This is a genomic window from Burkholderia cepacia (assembly GCF_001718835.1).
Taxonomy (GTDB): domain Bacteria; phylum Pseudomonadota; class Gammaproteobacteria; order Burkholderiales; family Burkholderiaceae; genus Burkholderia; species Burkholderia cepacia_F.
Window position 1 is genome coordinate 1,928,649 of sequence record NZ_CP013444.1, and the last position, 15,701, is coordinate 1,944,349.

At 68.3% G+C, this 15,701-nt stretch carries 13 protein-coding genes; 8 read left to right on the top strand and 5 right to left on the bottom strand.

Features of this window, described 5'->3' with window-relative positions:
* Positions 1-85: 85 nt before the first annotated feature.
* Complete coding sequence (locus tag WT26_RS28625) at positions 86-1,459, bottom strand: undecaprenyl-phosphate glucose phosphotransferase (RefSeq protein ID WP_069275177.1); 1,374 nt, start codon at positions 1,457-1,459, stop codon at positions 86-88.
* Positions 1,460-1,503: 44 nt separating this feature from the next.
* Complete coding sequence (locus WT26_RS28630) at positions 1,504-2,286, bottom strand: Crp/Fnr family transcriptional regulator (RefSeq protein ID WP_069274529.1); 783 nt, start codon at positions 2,284-2,286, stop codon at positions 1,504-1,506.
* 901 nt (positions 2,287-3,187) lie between these two features.
* On the opposite strand from WT26_RS28630, the gene WT26_RS28635 reads away from it, so the two are divergent.
* From WT26_RS28635 to WT26_RS28660, 6 genes are all read left to right on the top strand, one after another.
* On the top strand, positions 3,188-3,982 hold the full coding sequence (locus WT26_RS28635; protein ID WP_196774806.1) for a Crp/Fnr family transcriptional regulator: 795 nt from the start codon (positions 3,188-3,190) through the stop codon (positions 3,980-3,982).
* A 115-nt stretch (positions 3,983-4,097) separates the two neighbouring features.
* Positions 4,098-4,349: an acyl carrier protein gene (locus WT26_RS28640; RefSeq protein WP_069274531.1), complete on the top strand. Its 252-nt coding sequence runs from the start codon at positions 4,098-4,100 to the stop codon at positions 4,347-4,349.
* On the top strand, positions 4,346-5,542 hold the full coding sequence (locus WT26_RS28645; RefSeq protein WP_069274532.1) for an acyl-CoA dehydrogenase family protein: 1,197 nt from the start codon (positions 4,346-4,348) through the stop codon (positions 5,540-5,542). The genes WT26_RS28640 and WT26_RS28645 overlap by 4 nt, the downstream gene beginning before the upstream one ends.
* Entirely contained in the window at positions 5,539-6,522 is a 984-nt protein-coding gene (locus tag WT26_RS28650; RefSeq protein ID WP_069274533.1) for an amino acid--[acyl-carrier-protein] ligase, read from the top strand. The genes WT26_RS28645 and WT26_RS28650 overlap by 4 nt, the downstream gene beginning before the upstream one ends.
* The gene (locus WT26_RS28655) at positions 6,519-7,550 is read left to right on the top strand and encodes a DUF1839 family protein (protein WP_069275179.1); all 1,032 of its coding nucleotides are present in this window, start codon (positions 6,519-6,521) and stop codon (positions 7,548-7,550) included. The genes WT26_RS28650 and WT26_RS28655 overlap by 4 nt, the downstream gene beginning before the upstream one ends.
* A gap of 29 nt (positions 7,551-7,579) precedes the next feature.
* Positions 7,580-10,033 (top strand): glycosyl hydrolase 2 galactose-binding domain-containing protein, encoded by a 2,454-nt coding sequence (locus tag WT26_RS28660; protein WP_420480956.1) that lies wholly within the window; start codon positions 7,580-7,582, stop codon positions 10,031-10,033.
* A gap of 68 nt (positions 10,034-10,101) precedes the next feature.
* Here WT26_RS28660 and WT26_RS28665 read toward each other — a convergent pair whose 3' ends face one another.
* The 3 genes from WT26_RS28665 to WT26_RS38645 all read right to left on the bottom strand — a co-directional run bounded on the left by WT26_RS28665 (position 10,102) and on the right by WT26_RS38645 (position 13,553).
* Positions 10,102-11,487 carry a sigma-54 dependent transcriptional regulator gene (locus WT26_RS28665; RefSeq protein ID WP_069274534.1) on the bottom strand — a complete coding sequence of 462 codons (1,386 nt, stop codon included), beginning with the start codon at positions 11,485-11,487 and terminating at the stop codon, positions 10,102-10,104.
* Positions 11,488-12,039: 552 nt separating this feature from the next.
* Positions 12,040-13,269, bottom strand: coding sequence for a glycosyltransferase family 4 protein (locus WT26_RS28670; protein ID WP_080485756.1), 1,230 nt, complete (start codon positions 13,267-13,269; stop codon positions 12,040-12,042).
* Complete coding sequence (locus WT26_RS38645; RefSeq protein WP_231130484.1) at positions 13,266-13,553, bottom strand: hypothetical protein; 288 nt, start codon at positions 13,551-13,553, stop codon at positions 13,266-13,268. The genes WT26_RS28670 and WT26_RS38645 overlap by 4 nt, the downstream gene beginning before the upstream one ends.
* Between WT26_RS38645 and WT26_RS28675 the strand changes: the two genes are divergently transcribed.
* Both WT26_RS28675 and WT26_RS28680 read left to right on the top strand, forming a co-directional pair.
* Positions 13,552-14,124 (top strand): drug:proton antiporter, encoded by a 573-nt coding sequence (locus tag WT26_RS28675; RefSeq protein ID WP_069274535.1) that lies wholly within the window; start codon positions 13,552-13,554, stop codon positions 14,122-14,124. The two genes, WT26_RS38645 and WT26_RS28675, sit on opposite strands and share 2 nt — an antisense overlap.
* Positions 14,121-15,692 carry a mannose-1-phosphate guanylyltransferase/mannose-6-phosphate isomerase gene (locus tag WT26_RS28680; RefSeq protein WP_231130485.1) on the top strand — a complete coding sequence of 524 codons (1,572 nt, stop codon included), beginning with the start codon at positions 14,121-14,123 and terminating at the stop codon, positions 15,690-15,692. Before WT26_RS28675 ends, WT26_RS28680 begins: the two co-directional genes overlap by 4 nt.
* Positions 15,693-15,701 lie beyond the last annotated feature (9 nt).

Genomic DNA, 15,701 nt, shown 5'->3' on the forward strand with positions numbered 1-15,701 from the left:
CAGTGTGTGTGCCGCGCGGCGTACGATCCGTGCGTTCGACCGCACAAGCGCGTTCTGGCAAAACACCCCGCCGCGCACGCGCCGCTCAAAAGGCATTCCGGCCGATGAAGCCTCGCACGACCGTCAACAGGATGATCTTCATGTCGAACCAGAAGCTCCAGTTCTGCATGTAGAACAAGTCGAACTTGACGCGCGCCTCCATCGCCTCGACCTTGCGCGTCTCACCGCGATAGCCGTTCACCTGTGCCCATCCGGTGATGCCGGGCCGCACGCGGTAGCGGTACATGTAGCAGTCGATCAGTTGCCGGTAAAGGTCGTCGTGTTCGATCGCATGCGGACGCGGGCCGACGACCGACATCTGCCCGAACAGTACATTGAAGAACTGCGGCAGCTCGTCGAGCGACGTGCGCCGCAGGAACGCACCGACGCGCGTGATGCGCGCATCGTTGCGCGACGCCTGCCGCACGACGCCCGGTTGTGCGCGGTGCACGCGCATCGTCCGGAACTTCAGGATGTCGAACTCCCGGCCGTCGACGCCCTTGCGACGCTGCCTGAACAGCACGGGCCCCGGCGACGACAGCTTGACCGCCACCGCTAGCGCCGCGAGCACCGGCAGCAGCGGCACCAGCACCGCCAGCGCGAACGCGCGGTCGAACGCGAACTTCGCCCACAGCTCCGGCGCCGAGCGCGGCGTGGTCGCGAGATTGATCGCCGGCATGCCGAGCACGTCGGTCGCCGAGCGATCGACCATCGCCATCTGCCGCACGTCGGGCAACAGCCGCAATTCCACGAACTCGTCGCGCAACTCGCGGACGATGCGCTGGATCCGCCACTCGTGCGACATCGGCAACGTAAGCCACACCTCGTCGATCAGGCCGGCGCGTATCCGGCCGCGCAATTCGCCCCAGTCGTCGATCACCGGCACGCCGCCGATGTCGCGCTCCTTGCGCGCGGCGTCGGCCTCGTCGAACACGCAGACGGCCACGTACGAGGGCTGCGGCGCCAGCCGCATCCGGTCCAGCGCCGCACGGCCGTATGCGGTCGCGCCGACGAGCGCGACCCGGCGCGGCCGTCCGCGCGCGTCGCCGCGCCGCCGCGCGACCGCCAGCATCGCGGCCCTGCCGAGCAACAGCGCCGCGTCGCCCGCGAGCACCGTGCGCGCGATCCAGCGCGTCGACATCGTCGCGCCGCGACTCATGATCCACGTCGCGCCCGCGACCGTCAGCAGGCCCGCGCACGCGATGGCGACCACGATCCGCGACAGCGCGGCCCAACCGCCTTCGCCGGCCGCGCGTGCGCCGCGCGGCAGCAACATCAGCGTCAGCGCGCACAGCAAGGCGATCGCGCCGCGCTGCGCATCCGTGAGATCGCGCCACGCAAGCCCCGCCCATGCCTGCGCGATCAGTACGCCCATCAGCACCAGCGCGACGTCGGCCGCAGTTACCGCCGCGCGCCGCATTGCCTGCGCGCGCCCTTGCGCGCCCTGTTGCGCCGCCTGCATCGTCATGCACCGTGCGGCGGACGTGCGCCGCGCGCTTCCGGCATCGGCACGCGGAACGGCGTTGCGCACGCGCTTGCGCGCGCGCCGAGCAGCTTGCGGTATTCCGCGCGAATCAGGCCGTAGCATTCACATGCTTGCTGCTCGAGGCCGTCGCGGTCGAGCACCGTGATGCGGCCGCGGCGCTGCCGGATCAGGCCCGCCTCCTGCAGATACCCGGCCGCTTCCGTCACGCCTTCGCGCCGCACGCCGAGCATGTTCGCGATCGTCTGCTGCGTGACCGCCAGTTCGTCGCCGTCGATGCGGTCGTGCGCGAGCAGCAGCCAGCGGCTGAGCTGCTCGCTGACCGAGTGATGCCGGTTGCACAGCGCGCCGCGCGAGATCTGCGCCATCGCTGCCTGGCAGTAGCTGAGCAGCAGCCGGTAAGTCTCCGGCGATCGCTCGAATTCGGCGCGCATCACGCAGCTCGGCACACGATAGGCCATCCCGCCGATGCGGACCTCGAAGCGATTCGACGCCGCGCTGCCGCCGATCAGACCCGACAGTCCGACGAGCCCTTCGCTGCCGACCACGGCGACCTCGACCATCGCACCGTCCTCCATCAGGTGCTGCACCGACATCATCGCGGTCGCCGGAAAGTGCATGTAACGCGCCGGCTCGCCCACCCGGCCGAGTTCGCCGGGCTTGATCCTGACCAGTTCGAGATGCGGTGCGATGGTGCGGATGCTGTCCTCCGGCAGCGCGTCGAGAATCGCGTTCGCCGAAAGGCTCGATCGAAGATGAAGCATGTCTGTATCCCATACTGTCCGCGCCGCCTGAAACCGCGTGCACGGAATTCGTTTTCGTCATGCGCACTCGGGAGCCGGCCCGGTTGCGGCCCACAACCGTTCATTCCGGCCGACTGCCCGCCGCCGAAACCGGGTTTCAATCGTCAGCCCAGCTTTTTTCGGCACGCCGTCGCAATAAGCGATTTACGTGCCAATTGCCGCCCGCCCTTAATATATAAATCAACGACGGATTTATCATGTGCAAAACCCCGTTTGTGGAGGATGAAAAGCGTCGCATTTTTGGACACTGCGACATCGAATGGACACCACACCGGATTCGACTGAACATTTCGGCCGCGCGCATATGTGCCGCCGGCGACCATTGCTCGCACTGTCATTTCAAATACTTACACTGGCATGACGATTGTTTCGGCAGTCGTGACGATGGCGCTCGCGGGCCGTACGCAGCCGTGTCTCGCATTCGAAACTGTCTCAAAATGAGTCGCCGCGCCCGCCGCGGCCAATGTCAGCCGCCGCACATTTCTTGCCTATCCCCATGATTCGATTGAGAATCGGGAGCGCATGCGATCAATTGTCAAATAACATTTAAATCCACCCACTCAATTTCCGCGAAATACGACCCCATCCGGATTGATTCCATAACCTCGGGGCGGATACGAACATCCGCGGGCATTCGATTTCATCGAGATTAAATTCAGCGGACCCAATAATCGCCACTTCGCTCAAATCTTTAAACTTTGCAAAATGACGCGCGATGCAATTTGCCGGAATCAGCAGCGTGTTAGCGTTTGCAACGCCATCGGCATTCAAATATCTCCATAACGCCGTGCGACGCGCGTGATGCCTCGATTCGCGACGGCCGCCGCGCCGACACGCGACCGCAACCGTACGAGGATGCGCCGTGATACATCAGGCAAATGAAGCCGCCGCTCCGGCCAGCGGCATGATCGAGCTGTCACCCAGCTTCGACGCCAACCGGTTCCTTGCCGCGCTCGACCGCGACGATCGCGCCGCGCTGGCGAGCCACCTGCAACTCGTCCACCTGAAATCGGGGCAAGTGCTCTGCGAGCCCGGCGAAATGCTCGCCGCGGTCTACCTGCCCGTCACGACCGCGATTTCGCTGCAGTACGTGTCGTCCGGCGGCATGACGCTGGAAGTCGCGGAGATCGGCAGCGAGAGCGTGGCGTGCGACGACGTGATCGGCGGCAGCGGCACGACGCCGTGCCGCGTCGTCGCCTGCCGCGACGGTTTCGTCTACCGGCTCGACCGGCGCGTGTTCGCCGCCGCGTTCGACGCGTCGCCGGTCATTCGCCATCTCGTGTTCGTCTGCGTGCGGCTGCTGATGGCGCAGGTCTCGCAGATCACGTTCTGCAGCCGTCATCACGTGCTCAAACATCAGTTATGCAGATGGTTCCTGCTCGCGTACGACCGGACCCGCAGCATCGAGATCCAGGTGACGCACAGCATGCTCGCGCAGATGCTCGGCGTGCGGCGTGAAACGGTTACCGATGCCGCCGGCGAGATCCAGAAGCTCGGGCTGATCCGCCAGTACCGCAGCTCGATCGTGCTCGCGGATCTCCCGGGCCTCGACCGGATGGCGTGCGGCTGCCGCGCGATCGTGCGTGACGAGATGAAGCGCATCCTGTCGGCTGACGCGGGCGTGCCCGCCGCGTCGCGCAGCGGATCGCGCGGGTAACCCGCGATCAAGCGTGTCTATCCGGCATTGCCCCAAGCCGACTGTAGGGTGACGAACAGAACGAGGCGACGGCGAATGGTCTACTGAAGCGACACCACGCACGCCGGAGCAGCACGTGAAAAACGAAATCAGGGAAATACTCAAGCAAGTTGCCCACCTCGAAACCGCCGTCGACACGATCGGCGACGGGGACGACCTCTATGAAGCGGGCCTCTCTTCGCTCGACACGATCCAGCTGATGCTCGCGATCGAGAAGCAATTCAACATCGAGATTCCCGACGAGATGCTGAACCGCAACCTGTTCCGCAGCATCGACGCGCTCGCGGACACGATCGCCACACTGCAACGCACCGAGCATTCCGCATGAGCGCGCTGCTTCCGGACGCCGCCGCCGGCGACGACACGCGCCGGCTCGACGAGGCCGCGCATGCCGTCGCGCAGATCGCCGCGCAGCACGCGGACGCGGTCGACCGCGACGCGCGCTGCCCCGTCGAGGCGATCGAGGCGATGCGCGCGCGCCGCCTGCTCGGCGCGATGGTGCCGACCTATCTCGGCGGCGCTGGCGCGTCGCTGGAGGACATCGCGTCGGCCTGCTCGATTCTCGGCCAGGCCTGCGCGTCGTCGGCCATGGTGTTCGCGATGCACCAGATCCAGGTCGCCTGCATCGTCGACCACGCGGTCGACCAGGGCTGGCACAAGCTGTTCCTGCAGCAACTCGTGCGCCACCAGTGGCTGCTCGCCTCGGCGACGTCGGAAAACGGCGTCGGCGGCAACCTGCGCGCGAGCCAGTGCGCGCTCGAAACCGACGGCGGCGAGTTCCGGCTGCGCAAATGCGCGCCGACGATCTCGTACGGCGACTATGCGGACGGGATTCTCGCCACCGCGCGGCGCGACGCGCATGCGCCGCCTTCCGACCAAGTGCTCGTCACGCTGCTGCGCGACGGCTACACGCTCACGCGCCGCGGCGAATGGGACACGCTCGGGATGCGCGGCACCTGCAGCAACGGTTTCGAGCTCGACGCGCGCGGCGCGGGCGTGCAATGCCTGCCCGCGCCGTTCTCGCGGATCGCCGAACAGACGATGGTGCCGGTGTCGCACATCCTGTGGGCCGCGGTCTGGATCGGCGTCGCGCAGGATGCGTTCAACCGCGCGCACCAGTTCTTCCGCGCGCAGGCACGCCAGACCGACGGCGCACCGTCGCCCGCGTCGCGACGCATCGCCGAATCGCTCGCGCTGATGCAGGCCATGCAGGCCCGCGTCGACAACGTGCTGCGCCTCCATGCGAAGGCGACCGCGCGCTCGTGGTCGGCCGGGATGGCCTGGGCCGCCGAGATCAACACGCTGAAGACCTACGTGTCGACGACCGCGCTGGAAGTCGCCCACCAGGCCATGATGATCTGCGGGATGGCCGGCTACAAGCAAGGCACACCGTTCAGCATCGGCCGCCACATCCGCGACCTGCATGCGGCGCCGCTGATGATCAGCAACGACCGCATTGCCGCCAACACCTCGAACCTGCTGCTCGCGCTGCGTCCTGCGACGCTGGAGAAACAACCTTGAACGATTGCCTTTCCGCTGCCCCCGCTTCGCCCGTTTCCGCCACACCTGCCGACGCACCGCTCGACCGCGCGGGCGTCAATCCGCTGCGCGACGAACTGATCGACGCGGGCCTGCTGGTCTCGACCGGCATCCAGGGCCTGTTCGGCCGCAGCGAACGGTTCGAGCGCGTCGTGGAAGCGCTCGACGCGTTCGTCACGCGCATCGGCGCCGACCAGCAGGCCGAAGTGCTGCGCTTCCCGCCGGCCATGAGCCGCGTCGAGTTCGAGCGCAGCGAATACATGAAGAGCTTCCCGCAGCTCGCGGGCAGCGTGCATGCGTTCTGCGGCGACGAGCGCCAGCACCAGCGCGTACTGCAGTGCCTCGATCGCGGCGACGACTGGACGGAAAGCCAGAAGCCGACCTATGTCGTGATGACGCCGGCCGCGTGCTACCCCGTCTACCCTGTCGTGGCGCGCGCGGGCGCGCTGCCGGCCGACGGCCGGATCGTCGACGTATTCTCGTACTGCTTCCGCCACGAGCCGTCGCTCGATCCGACCCGCATGCAGTTGTTCCGGATGCGCGAATACGTGCGGATCGGCACGCCCGAGCAGATCGTCGCGTTCCGCGAGACCTGGATCGAACGCGGCACGCGGATGATCGAGGCGCTGCGCCTGCCCAACGCGATCGATCTCGCGAACGACCCGTTCTTCGGGCGCGGCGGCAAGATCGTCGCGAACAGCCAGCGCGAGCAGAACCTGAAGTTCGAGCTGCTGATCCCGATCGAGCACGACGATCGCCAGACCGCATGCCTGAGCTTCAATTACCACATGGACCATTTCGGGCTGCTGTGGAACATCCGCACCGCGACGGACGAGGTCGCGCACACGGGCTGCGTCGGCTTCGGCCTCGAACGGCTCACGCTCGCGCTGTTCCGCCACCACGGCTTCGACATCGATGCATGGCCGCGTGACGTCCGCGACGTGCTGTGGGGCGCGCGATGAGATTCGTGTCCCGCGACGGCGAAGACGCGTCGTTCGAGGATGTGCGCCACCGCGCGCGCCACTACCGGCCGCATCCGCTGCACAGCCAGGAGATGGTCTGGAAGCAGACCAACTGCTACGTCGACATGTGGCTCGAAGTGCTCCGGTGGTGGGGCTTCAATCCGTACGCGGCGCTGCCGTTTACGATCGCGCTCGATTTCGAGGGCGACCAGTTCACGTTCTTCAAGTTTCCGCACGACGAACTGGAGCGGCTGTACGGCATCGTCGTGCAGGAGCACTCGATCTACGAACCGCTCGACCGGCACATCGAGACGCAGGTCGCGCGCGGTCACCTGATGATCGTCGAAGTCGACGCGTGGTTCCTGCCCGATACGCGCGGCAGCAGCTACCGCACGCAGCACACGAAGACGACGATCGGCATCGATGCGATCGACCGCGCGAAACGCCAGATCGGCTACTTCCACAACAGCGGCTATTACGTGGCCGAGGATTTCGACTACGACGGGCTCGTCGGCGGCAGCTCGCCGATGACGCTGCCTCCGTATGTCGAATGCGCGAAGCGGAGTTTCACGCCGCTCGGCGAACGCGCACTGTGCGCAGCGTCGCTCGACGCGCTGCAGCGCCACCTGCGGCGCCTGCCGGTAGTCGACCCGATCGCCGCGTTCCGCCGCCAGCTCCGCCGCGACGCGCGGACGCTCGCCGATTCGCCGCTCGAGCACTTTCATGCGTACTCGTTCAACTCCGTGCGGCAGCTCGGCGCGAACTTCGAACTGTTCGGCCATTACGCGCGCTGGCTGCAGGCCAGCGGCTGCGTCGGGCCGTTCGCCGAGATCCGCGCCGCGTGCGACCGCATCGCGTCCGAAGCGATGGTGCTGGAATTCCGGCTCGCACGCGCCTGTGCGCGCGGCAAGGAGGAGCGCGGCGACAGCGCGCTCGATGCGATCGAAGCCGCGTATGGCGACCTGATCGACTGCGCGCGCCGGATCGCCCCGCCGCACGCGCCTTGCGTGATGCCGGTCGCGCGGTGAGCCGCGCAACCGGGACCACCGCGTGGTCGATGCGGGCGACGCCGGCCGGCGCCGCCGTTACCCCGGCGGATCTCGGCACGGCCGGCGACTGGATCGAGGCGCCGGTGCCCGGCACGGTCGCGCAGGCGCTGGCGCAGGCCGGCCGGCTCGACGCCGCCGGTGCGCTCGACGAGCGCGACCACTGGTACCGGATCGAACTGCGCGGACACGGGCCGCGCGTGCTGCGCTTTCACGGCCTCGCGACGCTCGCGCAGGCGTGGCTCGACGACACGCCGATCCTTCGCTCCGACAGCATGTTCGTCGCGCATGACGTGCCCGTGTCGCTCGACGGGTCGCACCGGCTGACGATTTGCTTTCGCGCGCTCGGCCCGCATCTGCGCAACGTGCAAACCGTCCACGCGCCGCGCCGCGCGCGATGGCGCACCCGGCTCGCCGGTCCGGCCGCGCTGCGCGCCGTGCGGACCTCGCTGCTCGGCTACATGCCCGGCTGGTTTCCGCCTTGCCCGCCGACCGGCCCGTGGCGGCCCGTGGAGGTGCTCGATCCGGCCGACGGGCCCGTGATCGCACGCTGCGACCTCCATGCAAGCGTCGACGGCGAGACGGGCCGACTCGAAGCGGAACTCGCGTTCTCGTCGCCGTTGCCGGACTCACTAGCCGCGCGCCTATCGTGCGGCGAACACGCAGCGCCGCTCGAACGCGTCGGCATGGACCGGTTGCGCGCGACCGTGACGCTGCCGCGCGTGCGCCGCTGGTGGCCGCATACGCACGGCGAGCCGGTGCTGTACGCCATCGCGCTGCATCTGGACGGCGCGCGGCGCGCGCTCGGCGCGACCGGCTTTCGCACGATCGAGCCCGAGCCGGGTGACGACGGGCTCGGCTTCGGGCTGCGCATCAACGGCGTGCCCGTGTTCGCGCGCGGCGCGTGCTGGAGCAGTGCCGCGCCGCTCGCGCTGCACGCGGACGACGCGACCTACCGGCGCCTGCTCGAACAGGCGCGCGACGCCGGCTTCAACATGATCCGCGTCGGCGGCACGATGACCTACGAGGCCGACGCCTTTCACGCGTGGTGCGACCGGCTCGGCCTGCTGGTCTGGCAGGATTTCATGTTCGCGAACTTCGACTATGCGCTGGCCGACCCTGCGTTCGACGACGTGGTCCGTCAGGAAGCCGAACAGTTCCTGACGCGCCAACGCGCATCCCCGTCGCTTGCCGTCCTGTGCGGCGGCAGCGAGATCGCGCAGCAGGCCGCGATGTCCGGGCTCGGGCCGAAGCAGCGCTTCCTCGATCTGACCGCCGACCGGCTGGCCGGCTGCGCGGCCGCACTGCGCCCCGACGTCCCGTACGTGCCCGATTCGCCCGACGGCGGCGTGCTGCCGTTCATGCCGCGCGAACGCGTGTCGCACTATTACGGTGTCGGTGCATACCTGCGCCCGCTCGACGACGCCCGCCGCGCGGACGTGCGCTTCGCGAGCGAATGCCTCGCGTTCTCGAACGTGCCATGCGACGCGACGCTCGCCGAGCTCGGCTGGCCCGGCGTGCACGAGCCGCGCTGGAAAGCCGCCGTGCCGCGCGACCCCGGCACGTCGTGGGATTTCGAGGACATTCGCGACCACTATCTGCATGCGCTGTATGCGGTCGATCCCCAACAGCTGCGACGTGAGAGCCCGGCGCGCTACTTCGAACTGTCGCGCGCGGTGGTCGCCGACCTGATGCGCGAGACGTTTTCCGAATGGCGGCGCACCGGCTCGCGCTGCGCCGGCGCGCTGGTCTGGCAGTTCCAGGACGTGATGCCGGGCGCCGGCTGGGGGGTCATCGACGCCGCGCACCGGCCGAAATCGGCGTGGCATGCGCTGCGCCAGGTGCTGCAACCCGTACAGGTGCTGCTCGTCGACGAAGGCCTGAACGGGCTCGACGTGCATGTCGTCAACGAGCGCCCCGCACCGCTGTCGGCGGCGCTCGAACTGGTCGCGCTGCGCGACGGCCGCACGGCGGTCGCGCGAGCCGGCGGCGCGATTCGCGTGGCCGCGCATGCGGCGGTTCGCATCACGTCGGCCGACCTGCTCGGCCGCTTCTTCGACTGGACCTACGCGTACCGCTTCGGGCCCTGCGAACACGACACCGTCGTCGCGACGTTGCGCGGCGAGGACGGCGCGATCCTGTCGCAGGCATTCCATTTCCCGTCCCGCACGCATCCGGCCGTGCTCGCCCGCCGCGAACTCGGGCTGGAAGCGTGTGTGTCGCGCGAGGACGGCGTCTGGACCGTCGGCATCGCCACCCGCCATCTCGCGCGGCACGTGCAGATCGTCGCCCCTGGCTTCATGCCGCGCGACGACTGGTTCCATCTCGCGCCCGGCATGCCTGCGCGCGTCGCGCTCGCACCGTTCGACGCCGAGCATCGTGAGCACGATGCGGATGCGCCGCCGCGCGTCGAGATCCGCGCGGTCAATTCCGGCCCGACCGTGTGCGCGACACCGGCCGCGTAACACGGCGGCGACCGGCGCCGGTCCCGACGATCCGGACGAAGGCGTTCGGGCGCGCGCCGGCTCCGCCTTCAGTCGGACGAGCCCGTCCCGCGCGGCCGCTCGATCCCGTATGCCTCCATCCAGCGGTACAGCGTCGCGCGCGACACCCCGAGCTCGCGCGCCGAAGCCGCGACGCGCCCGCGCGTGCGCAGCAGCGCCGTTTCGATTGCCTCGCGCTCGATCGACTTGCGGATGTCGGCAACGGACGGCGACGCCGCGTCGAGGCAGTATTCGAGTTCGAGATCGCGCGCGGTGATCAGCCGCCCCTCGGTCATCACGACCGCACGGCGCACGCGATTGATCAGCTCGCGGACGTTGCCGGGCCAGTCGTGCTTGTACAGTGCCGTGATCGCATCCGTCGAGAAGCCGCGCACGCGATGGCGCGCGTCGCCGCGGAAGCGTTCGAGCATGTGATGCGCGAGCAGCTCGATGTCCTTGCCGCGCGCGCGCAGCGGCGGCTGGTCGATGCGCATCACGCACAGCCGGTGGAACAGGTCGGCCCGGAAGCGCCCTTCCTCCATCGCGTCGCGCAGGTCGACGTGCGTCGCCGACACGATCCGCACGTCGACCGGCACCGGATCGCTGCCGCCGAGCCGGTGAATCGCGCGCGCCTGCAGGAAACGCAGCAAGCTTGCCTGGCTCTCGTGCGGCAGGTCGCCGATCTCGTCGAGCAGCAGCGTGCCGCCGTTCGCCGCTTCGACATAGCCGATCTTGCGCGAATTCGCGCCGGTAAACGCGCCGCGCTCGTAGCCGAACAGCTCCGACTGCAGCAGGTCGGGCGGAATCGCGCCGCAATTGACCGCGACGAACGGCCCGTTGCGCCGCTCCGAATGACGGTGGATCGCGAGCGCGGTCAGCTCCTTGCCGGTGCCGGTCTCGCCGAACACGAACACCGGCGCGTCTGTGCGCGCAAAGCGCCGCACCGTATCGAACAGTCGCAGCATCGCGCTGCAGGTGCCGACAATGCCGTGCTCGGCCACCTCGGGATGTTCGCGATCGCGCACGAACAGGCACTCCATCCCGTACGCGTGACCGACCGTATCGGCAATCCGCTGATGGGACGCCGGCAGCGTGATGTAGTCGAAACAGTAGTCGCGCAGCAGCGCGCGCACGTTCGTCGATGCGGTCTGCCCCGCATCGACGAGCGCGACCCAGACGACGTCGCGCATCGACGCGCACATTGCCGCGATCGCGCCGATCGCGTCGGCATGGCCGCCGCTGAGGTCGAGAATGCCGCACGTGATTTCGCCGGTGCTGTCGCGCAGCTCGCTCGCGTGCGCGACGACCGTGACTTTCCAGTCGCGCCGCGCGAGTTCCTTGCGCAGCATTGCGGACGGCGCCTGCGTCCAGTAGATCAGCGGACGCTGCCTTGTGCCCTTTCCCCCGCCCTTGTCACGCGTTATTGGCCTATTCATGACGAACCATCGCTTTCTTTACTCCGTGAACCTTCTTCGCGCCGCGCTGCCGGCGGCGACCGGGGCCGCACGCGCCACGGTTCCGGAGTACGGGCCGGCTGTCGTCCGGCCCGCTGCTGCCGTGCCCGGATAAACTCGCGTCCGCCCGGGCCGCCCCCGTCCTGGTTGTCATGCGGCGCGCCGTCGGCGTCGACACGCCGGCACGGCCGCCTCGCTTCATTCGCTTCCGAATGTACACGTCGTGCCGAAACCGATTGTTAGCAAACGAAAAACATCGAATCTTTCGATTACGCGACGGCCGGATCGGGGATGGCGCGCTTTAGCAATGCAGGTTTGATTATCCGCGACCGATCCCGTCGATCGGTGGGCAATACTACATTCGCGCGCTGCGGGCTACGAGGATTAACCGCCATTCGATACGGAATGCCTGAAAAAAGGAGACAAACGTTCCGCCTTTCGCATAATTTCGGCTCGCCCATCAGGCATCCTCGTCGGCTGGCGCCATACCGTCCGTTACATCACGGTTGCACACCAGCCGCAACCGGGCCGTCGTCAGATACGCTGCGACGCCGCGTCGTCGTGGTGTGCGTGGTGCGCCCGCATGCCGTGTCGCTCGTCCGGGTGCACGTCGCTGCTCTCCGCGCCGGCGGCGTCCGCCATCTCTTCCTGCAACGCGGCATAGCCGTCCAGCACGAAGCGCGTGAACTCGGCCCGGAAGCGATCGGCGCCGAACCGCTGCGCGTTCTGCCGGCACACGCGCGCGTCGAACGTGCCGCGCGGCAACGCGTCGAAGCGCTCGAGCGCTTCGACGAGCGCGGCGGCAGTCTGCGCGCGATAGAACAGCCCGGTGGCGCGCGCGCACGGCCATGCGCGCACCGACTCGCGCACGCCGCCCTTGCCGTACGCGATCACCGGCGTGCCGCAGGCCTGCGCCTCCACCGGCGCGATGCCGAAGTCCTCTTCGGCCGCGAACACGAACGCGCGGGCGCGCTGCAGATGATCGTGCAGGACTTCGAACGGCTGGTAGCCGAGCAGCGTGACGTTCGGGCCCGCAAGCACGCGGATCTTCGCCATCTCCGGGCCGTCGCCGATCACGACCAGCCGGCGCGACGGCATGCGCGAAAACGCTTCGACGATCAGGTCGATCCGCTTGTACGGCACCAGGCGCGACGCGGTCAGATAGAAGTCTTCCTTGTCTGCGTGCAGCGTCAGGTGCTCGACGTCGACGGGCGGATGAATCACGATCGCGTCGCGCCGGTAGGTCTTGCGGATGCGGCGCGCGATGAAATGCGAATTCGCGGCCACGCTATCGACGCCGTTCGCCGAGTGCGCGTCCCAGTTGCGGATGTAGTGCAGCAGCACGCGCGCTAACGCCGATTTCGGTCCGCGCGCCAGTCCGGCTTCGTTCAGGTACTGGTGCTGCAGGTCCCACGCATAGCGCACCGGCGAATGCACGTAGCTCGCGTGGAACTGGTCGGGTCCGCTCAGCACGCCCTTCGCGACCGCATACGAACTCGACAGCACGATGTCGTAGCCGGACAGGTCGAACTGTTCGATCGCCAACGGAAACAGCGGCAGATAGTGGCGATAGTGCGTGCGCGCGAACGGCAGTTTCTGGATGAACGACGTGCGCACGGCGCGGCCGCGCAGGCATGCGCGGTCGTCGAGGAAATCAACGAGGCTGTAGACGTCCGCCTGCGGAAAGCAGTCGATCATCTGCGCGAGCACGCGCTCGGCGCCGCCATGCACCACCAGCCAGTCGTGAACGATCGCGATCTTCAAGTGCGGCCCCCGGGGTTTTCTTTCGCGTACGCGGACGGCGAATGCGGCCCGCCCGCCAGGACGTGCGCATTATCGGCAAGCCGCGCCGCATCGGTTGTGTGCTGGCGCACATTGCGCCGCTCTCGCGCAGCGCGCGGCCGGCGCCGCACGAAACCGGGCGTGAGTGCGCTCACGAACAGACCGCGCCAATGCTCGCCCGTATCGTGACCTGAGCAATGCCGCGCGCGGCCGACGTCCGCCGCGCGGCATCGCATGTTCCGGGCATCACGCGAGGACAGCATCATGGAATGGCATTGTTGTGAATTCGAACATCTGGGCGCCGTCGATCTCTACGCAATCCTGCGCGCGCGCAACGCCGTGCTGGTGGTCGAGGACGCGCACACGCATCTCGACATCGACGGCAAGGACGCCGGTGCGCTGCACGTCTACGCGCTCGCGCACGACGGCGACGCCCTGCAGGTCGCCGCGTACGCGCGCCTGCTGCCCGGCGACGACATCGATCCGGACGCCGTGATCGACAAGGTGCTGACGAGCGAGCGCCGACGCGACGACGATACGCTCGGGCAGCTGATCGAGCGCGCGCTCGCGGCGGCCCGCGTCGCGTGGCCCGGCATCGCGGTGCGCACGCACGTCCCGGCAGCGCGCCAGGCGTTCTACAAGCGTTTCGGATTCCGCAAGGCTTACGGCCCGTATCTCGAACAGGGTGCGCCGTTCATCGGCCTGGTGCGCCCGGTCGATCGCGCCGCCGGCGCGCTCCAGCACCTGCTGTCGCGCGTGATCGCCGCGCCACGCGCACGCGACGACGACAATCGCCCGCGCAACCGGCTGCCCGCCGACACCGGAGCCAATCGATGACCCGCACCCTTCGCCCGGTTCCCGATCCCGACCTGCCGCGCATCCTGCCGGTGATTCTCGCCGGCGGCTCCGGCACCCGGCTGTGGCCGCTGTCGCGCGAGCAGTATCCGAAGCAGCTGATCGAGCTGACCTCGAACGAATCGCCGCTGTCGGCGACGGCGCGCCGCCTGAACGGCATCGCGAACGCGTCGCTCGGCGACACGTTGCTGCTGGTCTGCGGCGAACAGCATCGCCTCATGAGCGCCGCGCAGGTGCTCGGTCGCGCGGCGCCCGCCCGCATCCTGCTCGAACCGGCCGCGCGCAACACCGCGCCCGCGCTGACGCTTGCGGCCCTCGACGCGAGCCAGCTCGCGGACGATCCCGTGCTCGCGGTGATGCCGGCCGATCACGTGATCACCGACGTCGGCGCGTTCCAGGACGCGATCGCGCGCGCGGCGCGCTACGCGCAGGAAGGGGCGATCGTCACGCTCGGCGTGCTGCCCCGGCGCGCGGAGACGGGTTACGGCTACATCCAGGTCGGCGAGCCGCGCACCGGCCGCCACCGTGGCCAGGGCGGTTACGCGATCGGGCGTTTCGTCGAGAAGCCCGACGCGACGCTGGCCGAACGCTACCTGCAATCCGGCGATTACTGGTGGAACAGCGGGATTTACGTGACGCGCGCATCGGTCTGGCTGAAGGCGATCCACGCGCTCGCGCCGGCGATTCACGCCGCGTGCGAGGCCGCATGGCGCGCGGGCATCCCCGAGGATCCGTTCTTCCGGATCGATGCGGCGGCCTTCGACACATGCCCGTCGGACTCGATCGACTACGCGGTGATGGAACGGCTCGCGGAGCACGGCGAACTCGGCATCGAAGGCATCGTGGTACCGCTCGCCGCCGGCTGGTCGGATGTCGGTACCTGGGATGCGATCTGGGAAATCATGCCGAAGGACGATCACGGCAACGTTGCGCGCGGCCCGATCGTGTTCGAGGACACGCAGGACAGCCTCGTGCGTTCGGAGGGCCGCCTGATCGCGTGCGTCGGGATGAAGGACGTCGTCGTGATCGAGACGCCCGATGCCGTGCTGGTCGCGAACAAGCACGACGTGCAGCGCGTGAAGAACATCGTCGAGCGCCTGAAGAACGACCGGCGCCCGCAGGCGCGCGAGCACCGCAAGGTGCAGCGGCCGTGGGGGCACTACGATTCGATCGATCTCGGCCAACGCTTCCAGGTGAAGCGAATCGTCGTCGAACCCGGCAAGCGGCTGTCGCTGCAGATGCACTATCACCGCGCCGAGCACTGGATCGTCGTGCGCGGCACCGCGAAGGTGACGCGCGGCAGCGAAACGTTCCTGCTGTGCGAGAACGAGTCGACGTACATCGCGGTCGGCGAAGTGCATCGCCTCGAGAATCCGGGCCGGATTCCGCTCGAAATCATCGAAGTGCAATCGGGCGATTATCTCGGCGAGGACGATATCGTTCGGTTCGACGATCAGTATGGGCGCTCGGTCGTCGCGGCCGATGCGGCGGCGTCGGTCGAATCCACGGCGCAGGCGTGCACGAAGCCGGCGGTCAGCGACGTCAGGTAGCCGTGCCCG

Coding starts and splice junctions, on each gene's coding strand:
- WT26_RS28625 (WP_069275177.1), bottom strand. CDS start 1,459: ATGCGGCGCGCGGCGGTAACTGCGGCCGACGTCGCGCTGGTGCTGATG.
- WT26_RS28630 (WP_069274529.1), bottom strand. CDS start 2,286: ATGCTTCATCTTCGATCGAGCCTTTCGGCGAACGCGATTCTCGACGCG.
- WT26_RS28645 (WP_069274532.1), top strand. CDS start 4,346: ATGAGCGCGCTGCTTCCGGACGCCGCCGCCGGCGACGACACGCGCCGG.
- WT26_RS28655 (WP_069275179.1), top strand. CDS start 6,519: ATGAGATTCGTGTCCCGCGACGGCGAAGACGCGTCGTTCGAGGATGTG.
- WT26_RS28660 (WP_420480956.1), top strand. CDS start 7,580: ATGCGGGCGACGCCGGCCGGCGCCGCCGTTACCCCGGCGGATCTCGGC.
- WT26_RS28665 (WP_069274534.1), bottom strand. CDS start 11,487: ATGAATAGGCCAATAACGCGTGACAAGGGCGGGGGAAAGGGCACAAGG.
- WT26_RS28675 (WP_069274535.1), top strand. CDS start 13,552: ATGGAATGGCATTGTTGTGAATTCGAACATCTGGGCGCCGTCGATCTC.
- WT26_RS38645 (WP_231130484.1), bottom strand. CDS start 13,553: ATGATGCTGTCCTCGCGTGATGCCCGGAACATGCGATGCCGCGCGGCG.
- WT26_RS28680 (WP_231130485.1), top strand. CDS start 14,121: ATGACCCGCACCCTTCGCCCGGTTCCCGATCCCGACCTGCCGCGCATC.